The following is a 17,463-nucleotide window of genomic DNA, read 5'->3' on the forward strand; positions in this document are numbered from 1 at the left end:
CTGAAAGGGCAACACGGACTTGACCAGTATTTCTCACAGACGCCTGCGCACCGTCGCCGCGGTGTCGGTCGCCGCGACCTCCTGCAGTCTGCTCACGGCTGTGAGTACCACGACCGCTTCGGCGGCGACGACGTGCGCCTCGCCCGTCTTCAAGCGTCAGTTCTTCGCCAACACCACGTTCTCCGGAACGCCGAAGAAGACCGACTGCGACTCGCTCATCGACCAGAACTGGGGCACCGGCGCCCCCGCCTCCGGCCTGCCGACGAACAACTTCGGTGTCCGCTGGTCCCTGACCCGGGACTTCGGCTCCGGCGGTCCGTTCACCTTCGCCGCGTCGGCCCTGGACGGCATCCGGGTCTACGTCGACGGAGTGCGCAAGGTCGACATCTGGAAGAACGTCTCCACCACGCAGAAGAAGACGGTCAACGTCACCGTCCCCAAGGGCAAGCACTCCCTGCGCATCGACTTCGTCAACTGGACGGGCTCCGCCAACGTCAAGTTCGCCTACACACCGCGGACGTCGGCCACCGTCGACAAGGTCAAGCCGCTCGCCCCGGTCGGCGTGAAGGCGGTCCTCGACAACGCCACGGCCAACGCCAAGGTGACCTGGACGAAGAACAACGAGATGGACCTCGCGGGCTACCGGGTCTACCGCCGGCTCGAGGGCTCCAGCACCTTCACCCACGTCAAGACGACCACCGCGACCTCGTACGCGGGTCTCCCGCCCGAGGCCGGGAAGACGTACTACTACGAGGTCCGCGCCTACGACAAGGCCGGAAACGTCTCCACCGGCAGCACCGACCAGCCGGTGACCACCGTCGCCGTCACCGCTCCGGCGGGTCTCACCGCGCAGGGCACGGACGCCGCGATCGTGCTGTCCTGGCAGCCCGTCCCGGGTGCGGTCCGCTACAACCTGAGGAGCAACGACCTGAAGGTCCGCTCCGTCACCGCCACGTCCTTCAGCGACACGACGGTGAAGCGCTCCAAGGAGTGGACCTACGAGGTGGCCGCCGTGGACGGCGCCGGGCGCGCCTCCGCGTACAGCTCCGGCGTGACGGCCTACCGTCCGGTCGCGGCGCCGAAGGACATCGTCGCGACGCCGGGGATCAGCAAGGCGACGTTCACCTGGACGACCGATCACGCCGTCGACGGTGCCGTGTACGACTACCACGTCTACCGTTCCGAGACGCTCCCGGTGGACACCTCGGCCGAGCCGGTCCGGTGCACCACCAGCTGGAAGTCGCTCGGCGACGGGCGGCTCCAGTACACGTGCACCGACACCTCCCCGGCCGGCGGGCGTACGTACCACTACGTCTTCAAGGCGTACGACGACGCGAGCAAGGAGTCGCTGCCTTCCGCGACCGTCGACGTCACCACGCTCGCGCGGGACACCACACCCCCCGCGGCGGTCACCGGGCTCACCACCGAGGCGACCGAGTACGGCATCGAGCTGCACTGGAACGCCAACACCGAGCCCGACCTCAAGCGGTACGTGGTGTACGTCGGCGAGCTGATCGACAGCGAGGACGAGCGGGTCTGCTACGGCGTCTCGTCCGTGTACCTCGGCACGGGCACCACGTCCTACACGGATGAGCGGCTGCCCGACGGCGAGGAGCGGTGCTACTTCGTCGACGTCGAGGACACCTCCGGCAACTCCAGCTTCCGGATGACTCACGACGCCGAGATCGGCGTCGTGACCGAGCTGGATCTGACACCGTCCGTCGAAACGCCGGACAACGCGTCCCTCACGCTCACCGCGCTCAAGGGCGCCACCGGCACCTCGGTGGACCTGTCCTGGGACACGGTCGCGGACGCCAAGGGCTACCTGGTCGAACGCTGGAACCCGGCCACGGACGCCTACGAGCAGCTGACCACCGGACCCGTCACGGAGGTGTCGTACACGGACGCCACCGCTCCGGCCGGCACCACCCACTTCTACCGGGTGACGCCCGTGCTCGGCGACGGAACCGAGGCGGCACCCGCCGCGGCCTGGGTCGTCCTGGCACCCGCCAAGTGACCTGACCCGGCAGCAGAAGCGGGCCTGCGCGGAGGAAACTCCGCGCAGGCCCGCTTTCTCATGTCTCACACAGCCGTCAGGCCCAGGTGATGAGCCTCTTGGGCTGTTCCAGGATCGCGGCGACGTCCGCCAGGACCTTGGAACCGAGCTCACCGTCGACCAGGCGGTGGTCGAACGACAGCGCCAGCGTGGTGACCTGGCGGGGCTTCACCTTGCCCTTGTGGACCCACGGCTGCAGCTTGATCGCACCGACCGCAAGGATCGCGGACTCGCCCGGGTTCAGGATCGGCGTACCCGTGTCGACGCCGAAGACGCCGACGTTGGTGATCGTCACCGTGCCGCCCGCCATGGCGGCGGGGGACGTCTTGCCCTCGCGCGCCGTGCTGACCAGCTCGCCCAGCGCCGCGGCGAGCTGGGGCAGGGTCTTGTCGTGCGCGTCCTTGATGTTCGGCACGATCAGACCGCGCGGGGTGGCGGCCGCGATGCCCAGGTTCACATAGTGCTTCTGCACGATCTCCTGGTTGGCCTCGTCCCAGGCGGCGTTGACCTCCGGGTTCCGCTTGATCGCGACCAGGAGCGCCTTGGCAATGATCAGGAGCGGGTTGACCCGGACCCCCGCCATGTCCTTGTCTTCCTTGAGCTCCGCCACGAGCTTCATCGTGCGCGTGACGTCCACCGTCACGAACTCGGTGACATGCGGCGCCGTGAACGCACTGTCGACCATCGCCTGCGCGATGGCCTTCCGTACGCCCTTGACCGGGATACGGGTCTCCCGGGCGCCCGGGACGGGGGCTGCGGCAACGGGCACCGCAACAGCCTCGGGTGCCGCGGCCTGGGCGGCGGGTGCGGCTGCCGGCGCCGGTACGGGCGTGGCCGCCGCGTGCACGTCCTCGCGGGTGATGATCCCGCCCGGACCGGTCGGGGTGACCGTCGCCAGATCGATGCCCAGGTCCTTCGCCAGCTTGCGCACCGGCGGCTTGGCGAGCGGACGGCTCTCCGGGACGACGGTGGCGGCGGGGGCGGGGACTGCGGTGGCGGTGTGGCCGTTCAGCTCGCCCTGGATCGCGGCAGCCGCGGCAGCCGGCGGCTCGGTGCCCTTGCGGGCGCGCCGCTTGGTGGAGGACTCGGCCACGCCGTAGCCCACCAGCACGGGCTGGCGGCCCTTCGGTGCCTCCGGTTCCGCAGCCGGCTCCGGTTCGGCCACGGCCGGAGCCACCGGCTCCGCCGCCGCTTCGCCGCCGCCCGGCACCACGTCCACCGCGATGATCACCTGACCGACGTCGACGGTCGTGCCCTCGGGGAAGCGCAGCTCGTGCACCACCCCGTCGAACGGGATCGGCAGCTCCACGGCCGCCTTGGCGGTCTCGACCTCGCACACGACCTGGCCGTCGGTGACGGTGTCGCCCGGCTGGACGTACCACTTGAGGATCTCGGCCTCGGTCAGTCCCTCGCCCACATCGGGCATCTTGAACTCACGGAAGCGAGCAGACGTTTCGGTCATCGTCGTCACGAACCTTCTCCTCAGTACGCCAGCGAGCGGTCGACGGCGTCGAGCACGCGGTCCAGGCCCGGCAGGTACTCGTCCTCGAGGCGCGCCGGCGGATACGGGGCGTGGTAGCCACCGACCCGGAGCACGGGTGCTTCGAGATGGTAGAAGCAGCGCTCCGTGATGCGGGCGGCGATCTCGGCCCCGGAGCCGTAGAACACCGGCGCCTCGTGGACCACGACCAGCCGGCCGGTCTTCTCGACCGACGCCTGGACGGCGTCGAAGTCGATCGGGGACATCGACCGCAGGTCCAGGACCTCGATGGACTTGCCCTCCTCCTGGGCGGCCGCGGCCGCTTCGAGGCAGACCTTCACCATCGGGCCATACGCGACGAGGGTGAGGTCCGAGCCCTCCCGTACCGTCGCGGCCTTGTGCAGCGGTCCGGGGATGAGGTCGGTCTCGACGTCGCCCTTGTCCCAGTAGCGCCGCTTCGGCTCGAAGAAGATGATCGGGTCGTCACTCTGGACGGCCTGCTGCATCATCCAGTAGGCGTCCGAGGCATTGGACGGCGAGACCACCTTCAGCCCCGCGACATGTGCGAACAGGGCCTCGGGCGACTCGCTGTGGTGCTCGACGGCGCCGATGCCGCCGCCGTACGGGATCCGGACGACGACCGGCAGCTTGATCTTGCCGAGTGCGCGGGCGTGCATCTTCGCGAGCTGCGTGACGATCTGGTCGTACGCCGGGAAGACGAAGCCGTCGAACTGGATCTCCACGATCGGCCGGTAGCCACGCAGGGCCAGACCGATCGCCGTGCCGACGATGCCGGACTCGGCGAGCGGGGTGTCGATGACCCGGTCCTCGCCGAAGTCCTTCTGGAGTCCGTCGGTGATCCGGAAGACTCCGCCCAGCTTGCCGACGTCCTCACCCATGATGAGGACCTTGGGGTCGGTGTCGAGGGCCTTGCGCAGCGATTCGTTGAGCGCCTTGGCGAGGGACATCTTCTGAGTGGCCATGACTAGTTGCCCTCCTCGGCGAACGAAGCCTGGTAGGCGGCGAACTGGGCGCGCTCCTCGTCGACGAGGGGGTTCCCGTCGGCGTAGACGTGGTCGAAGATCGCCATCCGGTCCGGGTCGGGCATGGCCCGTACCGCTTCGCGGACCCGCTTGCCGAGGGCTTCGCTCTCCTCGTCCAGCGCGGTGAAGTACGCCTCGTCGGCGAGTTCCTGCTTCTCCAGGTACGTACGCAGCCGCAGGATCGGGTCCTTGGCCTCCCAGGAGACGCGCTCCTCGTCCGCCCGGTACTTCGTGGGGTCGTCGGAGGTGGTGTGCGCGCCCATCCGGTAGGTGAACGCCTCGACGAGGGTGGGGCCCTCGCCCCGGCGGGCCCGCTCCAGCGCCGACCTGGTGACGGCCAGGCAGGCGAGTACGTCGTTGCCGTCGACCCGGACGCCGGGGAAGCCGAAGCCCTGTGCGCGCTGGTAGAGCGGCACCCGGGTCTGCTTCTCGGTCGGCTCGGAGATCGCCCACTGGTTGTTCTGGCAGAAGAACACCACAGGCGCGTTGTAGACCGCGGAGAAGGTGAACGCCTCGGCGACGTCGCCCTGGCTGGAGGCGCCGTCACCGAAGTACGCGATCACGGCCGAGTCCGCGCCGTCCTTGGCGACGCCCATGGCGTAGCCGGTGGCGTGCAGGGTCTGCGAGCCGATGACGATCGTGTACAGGTGGAAGTTGTTGGTGTTCGGGTCCCAGCCGCCGTGGTTCACACCGCGGAACATCCCGAGCAGATTGGTCGGGTCGACCCCGCGGCACCAGGCGACGCCGTGTTCCCGGTAGGTCGGGAAGACATAGTCGTCGTCGCGCAGCGCCCGGCCGGAGCCGATCTGGGCGGCCTCCTGGCCGAGCAGCGAGGCCCACAGGCCCAGCTCGCCCTGACGCTGCAGCGCGGTGGCCTCGGCGTCGAAGCGGCGGGTCAGGACCATGTCCCGGTACAGACCGCGTAGCTCGTCCGCGGTCAGGTCGATCGTGTAGTCCGGGTGCTCCACCCGCTCGCCCTCGGGCGTCAGCAGTTGTACGAGCTCGGGCTCGGAACTCTGTGGCGTCTTTGCGGCGCTGGTCCGCTTGCTGCTGCGTCGCGGTTTGCGCGCGGCAGTGCTCTCCACGGTCACGTGCGTGCTCCTCCGTCGGTCCGGCCCCCGGGGTCTGCCGGGAGACCAGTGCGGCTCGCCTGTGTCCGTACCCGTGCACGGGGTGGGTGCCGCTCGGCCGGGAACAGGCGTGACAGGTGCCCCGGCGAGCGTCCTGTCAAAGGCACGTTACCCAGTGCGTCGCACAACTGCGAAACCCTATCTGACCTGCGATTTTGCTTGGATTTCCAAGTAAATCGAAAAAGTCGGGAACTTTCGCTGGTCACAGCACTGGTAACAGCCTTGCAGGCCGCCGGAACAACGGCACGTTATCCCGCCGTTCAGCGGCAGGGAAGAGGGGAGTGTGTGAGACTGCATTTGTGCGCGAAGAAGGAAAAATCACCGTATTTCTGCTGGATGACCATGAGGTCGTCCGCCGCGGAGTGCACGAATTGCTCGCGGTCGAGGACGACATCGAGGTCGTCGGCGAGGCGGGCACGGCGGCGGACGCGCTGCTCCGTATCCCCGCCACCCGGCCCGATGTGGCGGTGCTCGACGTGCGGCTGCCGGACGGCAGCGGGGTGGAGGTCTGCCGGGAGATCCGCTCCAAGGACGAGAGCATCCACTGCCTGATGCTGACCTCGTACGCCGACGACGAGGCCCTCTTCGACGCGATCATGGCGGGCGCGTCGGGATACGTGCTGAAGGCGATCCGTGGCAATGAGCTACTGACCGCGGTACGGGACGTGGCGGCCGGAAAGTCGCTGCTCGACCCTGTCGCGACCGCGCGCGTGCTGGAGCGGCTGCGCAAGGGCAAGAAGGCCCGGGGCGACGACAAGCTGTCCGCCCTCACCGACCAGGAACGCCGCATCCTCGATCTGATCGGCGAGGGCCTGACGAACCGGGTGATCGGCGAACGGCTGCATCTCGCCGAGAAGACGATCAAGAATTATGTCTCCAGTCTGCTGTCCAAGCTGGGCATGGAGCGGCGCTCGCAGGCCGCCGCCTATGTGGCGCGGCTGCAGGCGGAGCGGCGCTGAGCCGCGCGGGCGGGCCTTCGCGAGGGGTTTGGCAGGTTTCGGGACCTTGGTCCCCGATCACCGGGGCCCGCGGCCTCTTTCTGCGCCCGTCGAGGTACCGGAAAGTGGACCCATGTCCTCTGCGGAACCCCGAGCGATGGAAGCCCAAGTGATGGAAGTCCGAGCGATCGAGCTGATCAGCCGGGTGCGGTACGGCCGGCTGGCGACCACCCGCCGGGCTCTCCCGTTCCTGGCGGTGGCCCGCCATCTCGTGATCGACGGGCGCGTGGTCCTGCGGATGCACAGCGGTCTCGGTCACCACGAGTCGTGCGACGGCACCGTCGTCGCGTACGGGGTGGACAACTTCGACGCGGCGGCCACCGGCGAGGGCGGCGGCGAGGACACCGACGCCCTGTGGTCGGTGCAGTTCACCGGGCCCGCCGAGGTCGTGCACCCCACGGAGGAACAGCGCACGCGCTTCGGTGCGACGCCGCTGCAGGTCAACGGCGAACCCTTCGAGCCGGTCTATCTCCGCCTCGACCCGCACTTCGTCACCATGCACACTCTGGACTTCCACGCAAGTCAACCGAGCCACCACACAGCGTGATCTAACATTTGGTGAGTGCCGCGCTCATCTGTAACCCTCCCGCCTGTTCCGCCGGTCGGCGAAGTGCTGCGCCGCTATCCGAACGCCGGTGAGCCCCTCACCTGCAAGCCCATCACCCTGGGCCTCCTCAACCACGGCTACCGCGTCTCCACCACCCGCGGCTCGTACTTCCTCAAGCACCACCTCGACGACTCCACCGGCGACCGCGCGACGATCGTCCGCCAGCACCGCGCCACCCAGCGGCTGCAGTCGCTCGGGGTGCCCGTCGCCCCGCCCGTCGAGGACACGGAGGGCGACACGGTCACGGAGATCGGCGGCCGGTGCTACGCCCTGCACCCCTGGGTCGACGGACTGCACCGGGTCGGCGCCCAGCTGACCACCGCCCAGTCGCAGCGGCTCGGGGCGCTCCTCGGAGCCGTACACACCGGGCTCGCGCAGGTGATGGAGAGGGGGGTGGCCCAGGCGCGCGGACATGCCGGCCCGGACGCCGCCGACACGTTCGCCCTGATCGACGATCTGCTGGCCGCGGCGCGCGGCCGGCGCCCCCGGGACGCCTTCGACGAGCTGGCCGAACACCGCCTCGTCGAGCGGCGCGCCCTGCTGGAGCAGTACGCCGACCACCGGCCGCCCGCCCCCGACATCCCGGCGACCGGCTGGGTGCACGGCGACTTCCACCCGCTGAACGTGCTGTACCGGGACGCGGACCCGGTGGCGATCATCGACTGGGACCGGCTGGGGGTGCAGCCGCGCGCCGAGGAGGCGGTAAGGGCCGCGGCGATCTTCTTCGTCCAGCCGACCGGGAAGCTGGAACTGGAGAAGGTACGGGCGTACACACGGGCCTACCGGCGGGCAGCCGGGGCGAGCGCCGCCGAACTCGCCGCCGCGGTGCACCGGGTGTGGTGGGAGCGGCTCAACGACTTCTGGATACTGCACTGGCGGTACCGCCTGCACGACCGAAGGGCCGACCCGCAGTTTCCTGCGGTGTCGGCCCTGGCGGTCTGGTGGACGCGGGAGTACGAGGCGGTGCGCGAGGCCTTCACGGAGTGAGGGCCCGGGGCATCAGGGAGTGGCGCCCGCGGCGGTTCCGGCGGTGCCGTTGGTACCGGTGGTGTTCCCGCCGTCGGTGGTCGTACCGCCGTCGGTGGTCGTACCACCGTCGGTCGTCGTACCACCGTCCGTGGTCGTACCACCGTCCGTACCGGTGCCGCCGTCCGTGCTCGTACCGCCATCGGTCGTCGTGCCGCCGCCGGTGGTACCGGTGTCCGGCGGGGAGGCCGTCTCGGACGGGGCCTCGGACGGCTTGCTGGGCGTGGTGGACGGCGAGGTGGACGGCTGCCAGCTCGGCTGCTGCTCACCACCGGTGGTGTCGTCCTGCGGCGGGACCACCTTCGTCTCCTCGTCGCTGGGCGCCTCCGAACTCTTCGTCGGGGCCGGGGAGCTGGAGGTCGTGGTCGTCGGCTTCCGGGGATCCTTGTCGCCGTTGTTCGCCGCGTTGACCGCGATGGCGACACCGGCCCCGATCGCGATCAGCGCGAGGACGACGAACAGCCAGAGCTTGCCGCGGCCGCCGCCGCCCCCGTGACCGCCGTCGTATCCGCCGTCGTCCGGGTTCATCGGCGGCAGGATCGGGCCCTGCGAGGTGTCCCCGTGCTGCGGGTGCCCCATCGCCATCGTTCCGCCCGCCATGCCCATGGCGGGGGTGTGGCCGCCCTCGTGCATGGCGACCGGGCCGGTGTTCCAGGTGCCCGTGTGACCGCCCTGCACCTGAAGCATCTGCAGGCTGTACTGGACCAGCCCGCGCATCTCCTCGGCGCTCTGGAACCGGTCGTCCGGGTCCTTCGCGAGCGAACGCATGACGAGCCCGTCCAGCTCCGGCGGCACCACGTCCGCGACCTCGGACGGCGGGACCGGGATGTCCTGGACGTGCTGGTAGACGACGGAGAGCGGCGTCTCGCCCGTGAACGGGGGCCGCAGCGCGAGGAGTTCGTACAGCAGACAGCCGGTGGCGTACAGATCGGAGCGGTGGTCGACGGCCTTGCCGAGTGCCTGCTCGGGGGAGAGGTACTGCGGCGTGCCCATGACCATGCCGGTCTGGGTCATGGTCGACTGCGCGCCGTGCAGCGCACGGGCGATGCCGAAGTCCATCACCTTGACCGCACCGGAGTGCGTGATGATCACGTTCGCCGGCTTGATGTCACGGTGCACGATGCCGTGCTGATGCGAGTAGGCGAGGGCTTCCAGCACCCCCGAGACGATGATCAGCGCCTGCTCCGGCGGCGGGGCCTCGGCATTGAGCAGCAGATCACGAATGGTGCGGCCCTCGACGAGCTCCATCACGATGTACGGGACGGTCTGGCCGCCCACCACGTCCTCGCCGGAGTCGTACACGGCGACGATCGCGTGGTGGTTGAGGCCCGCGACCGACTGTGCCTCACGTGTGAACCGGGCCTTGGAGACCGGGTCCTCGGCAAGATCGGAACGGAGGAGCTTCACTGCGACCGTACGTCCGAGCCGGACGTCCTCGGCCGCGAAGACCTCGGCCATGCCGCCCCGGCCGAGCCGGTGCGTCATCCGATAACGTCCGTCACCGACCACACCGCCGATGCCCCAGGAGTCGGCCGCATCCGAAACTCCGCCGCCGTTTGCTTCGGGTTCGGGTGCCATCAGTCCTCGCCGTCGTATCTGTCCGCGCGTCCGCGCGTTCTCACGGTGTCTTGCATGCCTTGCTGCATTGCCACGTCACGCTACAGCCTCTGTCGAACACCCCGTTTCGAGAGGGACGGGCCATCCAACCGGCTGCCCCACCGCTCACGCAAATTCCATGCGGTTCCTGTAACGCTTCCGAGACGCTTCCTGTGCGTAGGGTCACGGAACGGGCACCCGGCTTGACGTGTCGTACCCCTCGGGCAGACTTGGCGCCTAATAGGGATCTTCGCGTGAGACGCGCGCCGAGGGGGAGCAAGTCATGAGCCAGGACGGCGCAAACGGTGCCCAGGGTCGCTACGCGGGCGGTTCGGTCGCCGGCGGCCGCTACCAGCTCCGCGACCTGCTCGGCGAAGGCGGAATGGCGTCCGTATACCTGGCGTACGACTCCGCGCTCGACCGCCAGGTGGCGATCAAGACGCTGCACACGGAGCTGGGGCGCGAGCAGTCCTTCCGCGAGCGGTTCCGGCGCGAGGCGCAGGCTGTTGCCAAGCTGCAGCACACCAACATCGTCTCGGTCTTCGACACCGGCGAGGACGAGCTCGGCGGCGCGCTGATGCCGTACATCGTCATGGAGTACGTGGAAGGGGAGCCGCTCGGCTCCGTACTCCAGGCGGACATCCGTAATTACGGTGCGATGCCGGCCGAAAAGGCGCTCAAGGTGACCGGCGACGTGCTGGCCGCGCTGGACACCAGCCACGAAATGGGCCTGGTCCACCGCGACATCAAGCCCGGCAACGTGATGGTGACCAAGCGCGGTGTCGTGAAGGTCATGGACTTCGGTATCGCCCGCGCCATGCAGTCGGGCGTCACGTCGATGACCCAGACCGGCATGGTCGTCGGCACTCCCCAGTACCTCTCTCCCGAACAGGCCCTCGGCCGTGGCGTGGACGCGCGCTCCGACCTGTACTCGGTCGGCATCATGCTGTTCCAGCTGCTGACCGGCCGGATCCCGTTCGACGCGGACTCCCCGCTCGCCATCGCGTACGCACACGTCCAGGAGGAGCCGGTCGCGCCGTCGTCCATCAACCGGTCGATCACCCCGGCGATGGACGCGCTGGTGGCCCGCGCGCTGAAGAAGAATCCGAACGAGCGCTTCCCCAGCGCGGCGGCGATGCAGGACGAGATCACGCGCGTGCTGAACGCGGGCGGCCGGACGGGCGCCCCGGTGATCATCGGCGGCGGCGCACCGGCGAACAGCGGCTCGGGCGTCGGCTCGGCGGTCTTCCCGCCGGTCGACCAGTCCACACCGGCGCCGCAGAGCGTGCAGATGCCGTACCAGCCGCAGCAGTACCAGCAGCAGCCCGGCCCGTACGGCCCGCCGACACCGACACCGGCCCCTTCGCCGTCGTACGGCTACCCGCAGGCGAACCCGGCGTACGGGACACCAGCGCCGATGCAGCATCAGTACCGGACACCGGCGCCGTACGACATCGCACCGCAGCCGGTGGGTGGCGGCGGTTCCGGCAGCGGTGGTGGCAACAAGCGGAACATGCCCGTGATCGTGGGCTCGATCGTGGTCGCGCTGATCGCGATCGGCGGGCTGATCACTGTGCTGTCGCTGAAGGACGACCCGGGCTCGGACTCGGGCAACGGCGGCGACCCGAGCAGCTCGGCGGTGGCCGGCGAGCACAAGGATCCGGAGCGGAACCGGACGATGAAGACCGAGGACTGCACGGACGCCATGGAGGACAGCGACGACCCGAACAAGGTCGACGCACCGAGCTTCCTGTACAAGGACATCGTCTCCGCGAAGGAATGCGCCCTGGCCGCGGGCTGGACGATCAAAACGATCGAGGTCGCCGGGAACACCTATGCCGAGGACCAGATCATCGACCAGTTCCCCTCTGCGGGTACCGCCATCCCCGAGAAGGGCGCCCACTTCGAGCTGCGCATCTCCACGGGTGACCCGGCCTGAGCAAGCCGGTGACGCTGTTCGGCGGTAGCCCGTTCAGCGGTACCACTGCCCGGCGGCAGCGCTGTGCATACGGAAGTGACGGCCCGGCACGCGTGAGGTGTGCCGGGCCGGTTCGCTTCCTGATCCACCGGATGCCGGAGATATCGGGACATGTGACGCTGGCCTCATGGTTCCAGGACTCCTCCCCCCATGGGCTTCGAGGTGCCTTGCCTGTCTGGTGATAGCGACGGGGGCGGCGCTAGGGCCGGTGCAGGGTCAGGCACGCGCGGACCAGCGCGAAACCGGCTGGACGCCGGGGTCGGCACGCAGGTCGCCCAGCCCTTCGGCGGCCGCTCCGACGGCCCCCGAGACCCCCACGACTCCCCCCTCCCCTCCGTCCACCGGGCTGCCCGACGGCCCCCCGGCCGGTCCGGCCGCAGCTCCCCCGGCCGATCAGCCCGCCGCCCCCTCGACTGATACGCCCATAGCCCCATCGGCCGATCCGCCCCTCGCCCCTTCGGCCGAACCGCCGTCGAAACCTCGCACTCCAGCGACTGCGACCCCGTCGGACAGCGCCCCGGCCACCCCCTCCGCCTCCGCCTCGGCGTCTCCGTCCGCTTCCGCCCCGTCGTCGCCCTCGCCCTCGCCGTCCGCTTCCGACTCACCCTCGCCGTCCGCTTCCGACTCCCCCTCGCCCTCGCCGTCCGCTTCCGACCGGCGCTCCCCCTCACCCTCCGCCGGTCCGTCCACCCGACGGCCCGCGCACCCCAAGGCGCAGCCCCCGCTCGCCGGGCGGCAGGCCGGGGAAGGGCGGCTGCGGCCCGGGCGGCCGTACTCCCCGCGGGAGCTCGCGAAACGGGACGACTCCTTCGAACAGTCCGACCAGCTGCCCGCCGCGACGGCCCCGGCGGCGCCGCCCTCGGCGACGATCACGGCGACCACCACGGCCGGCGGCTCCCCCGTGCCGGGCCGGCTCGCGCCGCAAGCCCTCGAACAGCCCGCCGTGCGGCAGGTACGGCTGGTGTCACTGGGCACCGGAATCGCCCTGATAGGGCTGGGTCTGGGCTTCCTCGGGCTCCGTCTGCGCCGTACGAACTGAAGGGGGCGGGGCTTGCATCGACCAACATACTCGGTATACATACTGAGTATGTCGATCCGCCATGGGCTCCTGGCCCTCCTGGAGCGCGGGCCTCGCTACGGCTCCCAGCTCCGCACCGAATTCGAGTCGCGCACCGGCTCCACGTGGCCCTTGAACGTCGGCCAGGTGTACACCACGCTCAGCAGGCTGGAACGCGACGGCCTGGTCGTCCAGGACGGCGAGGACGATCAGGGACACGCCCTCTACTCGATCACCGACGACGGCCGCACCGAACTGCGGAACTGGTTCGAGACGCCCGTCGACCGCAGCAGCCCGCCCCGCGACGAGCTGGCGATCAAGCTCGCCATGGCCGTCGGGGCGCCCGGAGTCGACATCCGGGCCGTCATCCAGTCCCAGCGCCACCACACCGTGAAGGCGATGCAGGACTACACCCGGCTGAAGGCGCAGGCCCTCGCCGACGTCCCGGGCAACCGCGACGAGGTGGCCTGGCTGCTCGTACTGGAACAGCTGATCTTCCAGGCCGAGGCCGAGGCCCGCTGGCTGGACCACTGCGAGTCGCGGCTGGTCCGCCTCGCCGAGGCCGCCGCCACGGATCCGGTACCTGAGGCGCGGACCGCCAACCACACCCAGGCGCGCACGCCTGCCCGCCCGCGTACACGGCGCTGACCACCCGCGTACGCGGCACCGACTGTCCTCGATCGCGGCACTGCCCGCCCGCCTACGCGGCGTCCACCGCCTTCGACCGCATCGCCGACCGCCCGCGCGGTATCGACCACAGACCATTCCCGAGGGGGAACCACTCACCATGTCCTCGCACGAACCGTCCACAACCCCGTTGCCCCGGCTGTCCGCCGCGCCCCTGCCGGTCGACGCTCCCGTGCTCGAACTCCGCGCCCTCACGCGTACCCACGGCACCGGCATCGCCGAGGTGCACGCCCTGCGCGGCATCAATCTCTCGGTGCACACCGGTGAACTCGTCGCCGTGATGGGCCCGTCCGGCTCCGGCAAGTCCACCCTGCTCACCCTGGCCGGTGGTCTCGACACCGCGACCGGCGGCCAGGTGATCATCGAGGGTCAGGACATCTCCGCCCTCGGCCGCAAGGGCGTCGCGGCCCTGCGCCGGCGCAGCGTCGGCTATGTCTTCCAGGACTACAACCTGATCCCGGCGCTGACCGCGGCCGAGAACATCTCCCTGCCGCGCGAGCTCGACGGGGTCTCCGTGCGCAAGGCACGCAAGGAGGCGCGGGCCGCGCTGGAGGAGATGAACCTCCTGCAGATCGCCGACCGGTTCCCCGACGAGATGTCCGGCGGTCAGCAGCAGCGGGTCGCGATCGCCCGCGCGCTGGTGGGGGACCGGCGCCTGGTGCTCGCCGACGAACCGACCGGGGCGCTCGACTCCGAGACCGGTGAGGCCGTCCTCGCCCTGCTGCGCAACCGGTGCGACCAGGGTGCGGCCGGGGTGATGGTGACGCATGAACCGCGGTACGCCGCCTGGGCGGACCGGGTCGTGTTCCTCCGGGACGGCTCGATCGTCGACCAGACACTGACCGCCGATGCCGACTCGCTGCTCGCCGCCGAGGGCGCCAAGTGAGCGTGTTCACGGGCTGGCGTGCCGCCCTCAGGATCGCCCGGCGCGACGCCATGCGGGCCAAGGGCCGCAGCGCACTGGTCGTCGCGATGATCGCGCTGCCGGTGCTCGGGGTGACCGCCGCCGATGTGACGTACCGCAGTGTGGAGCCGACCCGGGCCGAGAAGCTGATGGCCTCGATGGGCTCCGCGGACGCGCTGTTCAGCGATCCGGGGATGGGGGCGGGCGCGATCCAGCAGATGCCCGACGGGCAGTCGTACGGCCCGGCTTCGGAGGACAGCGCGCGGCCGGCCGGCGAACCCGTTCCGCCGATCGACATAAAGGCCGCGCTCCCCGAAGGTGCGCACGCGATCAGCATCCAGTCCGTCCCGGCCACCGTCACCACCAAGTACGGCATCACCACCGCCGACATCGTCGAGTTCCGGACGTCGGACCCGATGGCCCGCGGCAAGGTCACCCTCGTGCGGGGCGCCTTCCCGCACGGCGACGGCGAGATGGCAGCCACCGAGCCCTTCCTGGCCAAGTCGGGGCTGCACGTCGGTTCGCGCACCACTCTGCACGGCGCCGAGCGCACGTACACCATCACCGGTGTCGTGGAACAGCCCGACGACCTCAAGTCCGCGGCGCTGTACGCCGAGCCGGGGGCGGTCATCGCCCCGTGGACGAACACGGCCGAGCACGACAAGAAGGTGCTGCCGCCGAACGCCGACTCCAAGGACTGGCTGGTCAGGGGAGCCGAGGGAGCCGGCGTGAACTGGTCCGACGTGCTCGCCGCCAACGCGCGGGGCGTCCTCGTCGTGTCCCGGCAGGTCGTCCTCGACCCGCCGCCGGACTCCGAGGTTCCGATGGCCCGGTCCATGAACGGCAGCTCGTACGGCGGTTCCGAGGAGCTCAGCGCGGCGCTGATCACCGTGGTCGCCATGGCCGTCCTGGAGCTCGTACTGCTCGCCGGACCGGCCTTCGCGGTCGGCGCCCGCCGCTCCCGTCGCCAGCTCGGCCTCGTCGGCACGTGTGGTGGAGACCGGCGCCATGTCCGGGCCGTGGTGCTCTCCGGCGGGCTGGTGCTCGGCGGCGTCGGTGCCGTGGCCGGTGTTGCGGCCGGATTCGCGCTCACGGCGGTGTTCCGCCCGATGATCGAGGGCTGGGCCGGAAACCGCTTCGGATCGCTGGCGGTGCACCCGTCGGAGCTGCTGATCATTGCCGTGATCGGTCTGGTCACCGGTCTGCTGGCAGCGCTCGTACCCGCGATCGTGGCGAGCCGGCAGTCCGTGCTGGAGTCGCTCAGCGGCCGCCGCGGAATCCGCCGCAGCTCCCGGGTACTGCCGGTGCTGGGCTCCATCACCCTGCTGATCGGCATCGCGGTCGCGGTCTACGGCGGCACCAGCGGCAACTCGACACTGGTCGCCGGCGGGTCGGTCGTCGCCGAACTCGGCCTGCTCGGCTGCATCCCGGTGATCGTCGGCTTCCTCGGACGGCTCGGCCGAAGGCTGCCGCTCTCCCCGCGGATGGCGTTGCGCGACGCGGCCCGCAACCGAGGGCGTACGGCCCCCGCGGTCGCGGCCGTGATGGCAGCCGTCGCGGGTTCGGTGGCCATCGCCACCTACATGTCCAGCGGCCAGGCCGAGTCGGAGTTCGAGTACACCGCGAGCCTCACCCCGGGCACGGTCGCGCTCGTCGCCACCGACGACAAGGCGGCCGACCGGCTCCCGCTCGCCCGCGCCGCCGTCGAACGCAACCTCGCCGTCACCGGTGGACACGCCGACGTCGGCCGGGTCTGGGCGGGCAGCGACTGCAACGTCTACTACGAGGAGGGGGACGGCTGCGGTTCGGTCGAGCTGATCAAGCCCGCCGGCAAGGGCCACTCCTGCCCGCTCGTCGGCAAGGGAGCCAAAAAGCTCGCGGCGAGTCTCTCCGCCGAAGAGCACAGGAAGCTGATGCGGTCCCCCGCCTGCCTGGACGAGCTCATGTACGCGAGCCCGTTCATCGGCATGGCGGACGGCGTCGTCCTCGGCGACGCCAAGTTCCTCTCCACCTATGTGAACCTCCAGGACCCCGCGGCCGCCAAGGCCCTGGAGGCCGGCACACCCGTGCTGCTCAACCCGGCGTACGCGAAGAACGGCGAGGTCACCCTCAAGGCCGTCCACAGGTACAGCGACCGCGACAAGAACCGCAAGCTGCACCCGGGCAAGGCCGAGACCCGTACCGACCGGCTGAAGGTGTATCAGGCACCCGAGCAGTACGCCACCACACCCGGGGTCCGCATGATCCTGCCCCTGCAGACAGCGAAACAGCTCGGTCTGCACACCGAGATGAACGGCAGTGTCTACGCGGTCGCCCATGAGCCGACGGACAGCGAGGAGCAGCGGGTCTCGGCGGCGGTCGAAGTGGTCGGCGGCGGGATCTATCTCCAGTCGGAGACGGGACCGTCCGGGCGGCAGGACACGATCCTGCTGTTCCTCTCCCTGTTCGCCGGTGTGGTGACCCTGGGCGCGGCCGCGATCGCGACCGGTCTCGCCAAGGCCGACGCGGAGGCGGACCTCACCACGCTCAGCGCGGTGGGCGCACCCCCACGCGTACGGCGCACCCTCTCCGGTTTCCAGTGCCTGGTCGTCGCGCTCACCGGCGTCCTGCTCGGCACGGCAGCCGGTCTGGTGCCCGCGGTGGCGCTCCGGCTCATCGATCTGCGTGAGGCCGTGAAGAACATGCGGGTGCAGCCGATGGAGTCCGCATACACGCCGATCGTGCTGCCGTGGGCGACCATCGGGTTGCTGGCCGTGGTGGTGCCGCTACTGGCCGGGCTGGGTGCGGCGGCGTTCACCCGCTCACGGCAGACCGTGGCGCGCCGGGCCGGGTGACGCGCGGCCGGACACTGCGGTCGAAGGCTGATTGCGGGGCTGACCGGGCGGTTTCGTTGCCCCCGAG

The 17,463-nt window shown here is 70.2% G+C and carries 14 protein-coding genes; 9 read left to right on the plus strand and 5 right to left on the minus strand.

The window, feature by feature from the left end; genetic code table 11:
- The first annotated feature begins 100 nt into the window (after window positions 1–100).
- On the plus strand, window positions 101–2,017 hold the full coding sequence (locus tag OHA03_RS13410) for a fibronectin type III domain-containing protein (protein WP_267003970.1): 1,917 nt from the start codon (window positions 101–103) through the stop codon (window positions 2,015–2,017).
- A 76-nt stretch (window positions 2,018–2,093) separates the two neighbouring features.
- Here the strand turns inward: OHA03_RS13410 and OHA03_RS13415 are convergent, their stop codons facing one another.
- From OHA03_RS13415 to pdhA, 3 genes are read right to left on the minus strand one after another with little or no spacing between them, the layout of a single operon-like run.
- The gene (locus OHA03_RS13415) at window positions 2,094–3,527 is read right to left on the minus strand and encodes a dihydrolipoamide acetyltransferase family protein (protein ID WP_267003972.1); all 1,434 of its coding nucleotides are present in this window, start codon (window positions 3,525–3,527) and stop codon (window positions 2,094–2,096) included.
- 11 nt (window positions 3,528–3,538) lie between these two features.
- Window positions 3,539–4,519 (minus strand): alpha-ketoacid dehydrogenase subunit beta, encoded by a 981-nt coding sequence (locus tag OHA03_RS13420; protein ID WP_030930280.1) that lies wholly within the window; start codon window positions 4,517–4,519, stop codon window positions 3,539–3,541.
- A 2-nt stretch (window positions 4,520–4,521) separates the two neighbouring features.
- Window positions 4,522–5,670 carry a pyruvate dehydrogenase (acetyl-transferring) E1 component subunit alpha gene (pdhA, locus tag OHA03_RS13425; protein ID WP_267003975.1) on the minus strand — a complete coding sequence of 383 codons (1,149 nt, stop codon included), beginning with the start codon at window positions 5,668–5,670 and terminating at the stop codon, window positions 4,522–4,524.
- Window positions 5,671–6,008: 338 nt separating this feature from the next.
- Here pdhA and OHA03_RS13430 point away from each other — a divergent pair, with 338 nt between their 5' ends.
- The 3 genes from OHA03_RS13430 (at window position 6,009) to OHA03_RS13440 (ending at window position 8,301) form a co-directional block, all read left to right on the plus strand.
- Window positions 6,009–6,668, plus strand: coding sequence for a response regulator transcription factor (locus tag OHA03_RS13430; protein WP_267003977.1), 660 nt, complete (start codon window positions 6,009–6,011; stop codon window positions 6,666–6,668).
- 151 nt (window positions 6,669–6,819) lie between these two features.
- Window positions 6,820–7,254 (plus strand): pyridoxamine 5'-phosphate oxidase family protein, encoded by a 435-nt coding sequence (locus OHA03_RS13435; protein ID WP_323181203.1) that lies wholly within the window; start codon window positions 6,820–6,822, stop codon window positions 7,252–7,254.
- Between the two features lie 63 nt (window positions 7,255–7,317).
- Window positions 7,318–8,301: a phosphotransferase gene (locus OHA03_RS13440; protein ID WP_267008038.1), complete on the plus strand. Its 984-nt coding sequence runs from the start codon at window positions 7,318–7,320 to the stop codon at window positions 8,299–8,301.
- Between the two features lie 12 nt (window positions 8,302–8,313).
- Here OHA03_RS13440 and OHA03_RS13445 read toward each other — a convergent pair whose 3' ends face one another.
- The gene (locus OHA03_RS13445) at window positions 8,314–9,918 is read right to left on the minus strand and encodes a protein kinase (protein ID WP_267003979.1); all 1,605 of its coding nucleotides are present in this window, start codon (window positions 9,916–9,918) and stop codon (window positions 8,314–8,316) included.
- 301 nt (window positions 9,919–10,219) lie between these two features.
- Here OHA03_RS13445 and OHA03_RS13450 point away from each other — a divergent pair, with 301 nt between their 5' ends.
- A complete protein-coding gene (locus OHA03_RS13450; protein ID WP_267003981.1) occupies window positions 10,220–11,875 on the plus strand; it encodes a protein kinase in 1,656 nt (551 codons plus the stop codon).
- A gap of 432 nt (window positions 11,876–12,307) precedes the next feature.
- Here the strand turns inward: OHA03_RS13450 and OHA03_RS13455 are convergent, their stop codons facing one another.
- Complete coding sequence (locus OHA03_RS13455) at window positions 12,308–12,799, minus strand: hypothetical protein (protein ID WP_267003983.1); 492 nt, start codon at window positions 12,797–12,799, stop codon at window positions 12,308–12,310.
- Window positions 12,800–12,815: 16 nt separating this feature from the next.
- On the opposite strand from OHA03_RS13455, the gene OHA03_RS13460 reads away from it, so the two are divergent.
- From OHA03_RS13460 to OHA03_RS13475, 4 genes are all read left to right on the plus strand, one after another.
- Entirely contained in the window at window positions 12,816–12,953 is a 138-nt protein-coding gene (locus OHA03_RS13460) for a hypothetical protein (RefSeq protein ID WP_267003985.1), read from the plus strand.
- Between the two features lie 48 nt (window positions 12,954–13,001).
- Window positions 13,002–13,619, plus strand: coding sequence for a PadR family transcriptional regulator (locus tag OHA03_RS13465; protein ID WP_267003987.1), 618 nt, complete (start codon window positions 13,002–13,004; stop codon window positions 13,617–13,619).
- Between the two features lie 139 nt (window positions 13,620–13,758).
- Window positions 13,759–14,544, plus strand: coding sequence for an ABC transporter ATP-binding protein (locus OHA03_RS13470; RefSeq protein WP_267003989.1), 786 nt, complete (start codon window positions 13,759–13,761; stop codon window positions 14,542–14,544).
- Window positions 14,541–17,396, plus strand: a complete 2,856-nt coding sequence (locus OHA03_RS13475; protein ID WP_267003991.1) for an FtsX-like permease family protein — start codon at window positions 14,541–14,543, stop codon at window positions 17,394–17,396. The genes OHA03_RS13470 and OHA03_RS13475 overlap by 4 nt, the downstream gene beginning before the upstream one ends.
- Window positions 17,397–17,463: the final 67 nt, after the last annotated feature.

Source organism: Streptomyces sp. NBC_00154 (assembly GCF_026342835.1).
GTDB lineage: Bacteria > Actinomycetota > Actinomycetes > Streptomycetales > Streptomycetaceae > Streptomyces.

Bases quoted from the DNA above. Each gene is read 5' to 3' on its own strand.
- OHA03_RS13420 (WP_030930280.1), bottom strand. From the start codon at position 4,519: ATGGCCACTCAGAAGATGTCCCTCGCCAAGGCGCTCAACGAATCGCTG.
- OHA03_RS13435 (WP_323181203.1), top strand. From the start codon at position 6,820: ATGGAAGTCCGAGCGATCGAGCTGATCAGCCGGGTGCGGTACGGCCGG.
- OHA03_RS13445 (WP_267003979.1), bottom strand. From the start codon at position 9,918: ATGGCACCCGAACCCGAAGCAAACGGCGGCGGAGTTTCGGATGCGGCC.
- OHA03_RS13450 (WP_267003981.1), top strand. From the start codon at position 10,220: ATGAGCCAGGACGGCGCAAACGGTGCCCAGGGTCGCTACGCGGGCGGT.
- OHA03_RS13465 (WP_267003987.1), top strand. From the start codon at position 13,002: ATGTCGATCCGCCATGGGCTCCTGGCCCTCCTGGAGCGCGGGCCTCGC.
- OHA03_RS13470 (WP_267003989.1), top strand. From the start codon at position 13,759: ATGTCCTCGCACGAACCGTCCACAACCCCGTTGCCCCGGCTGTCCGCC.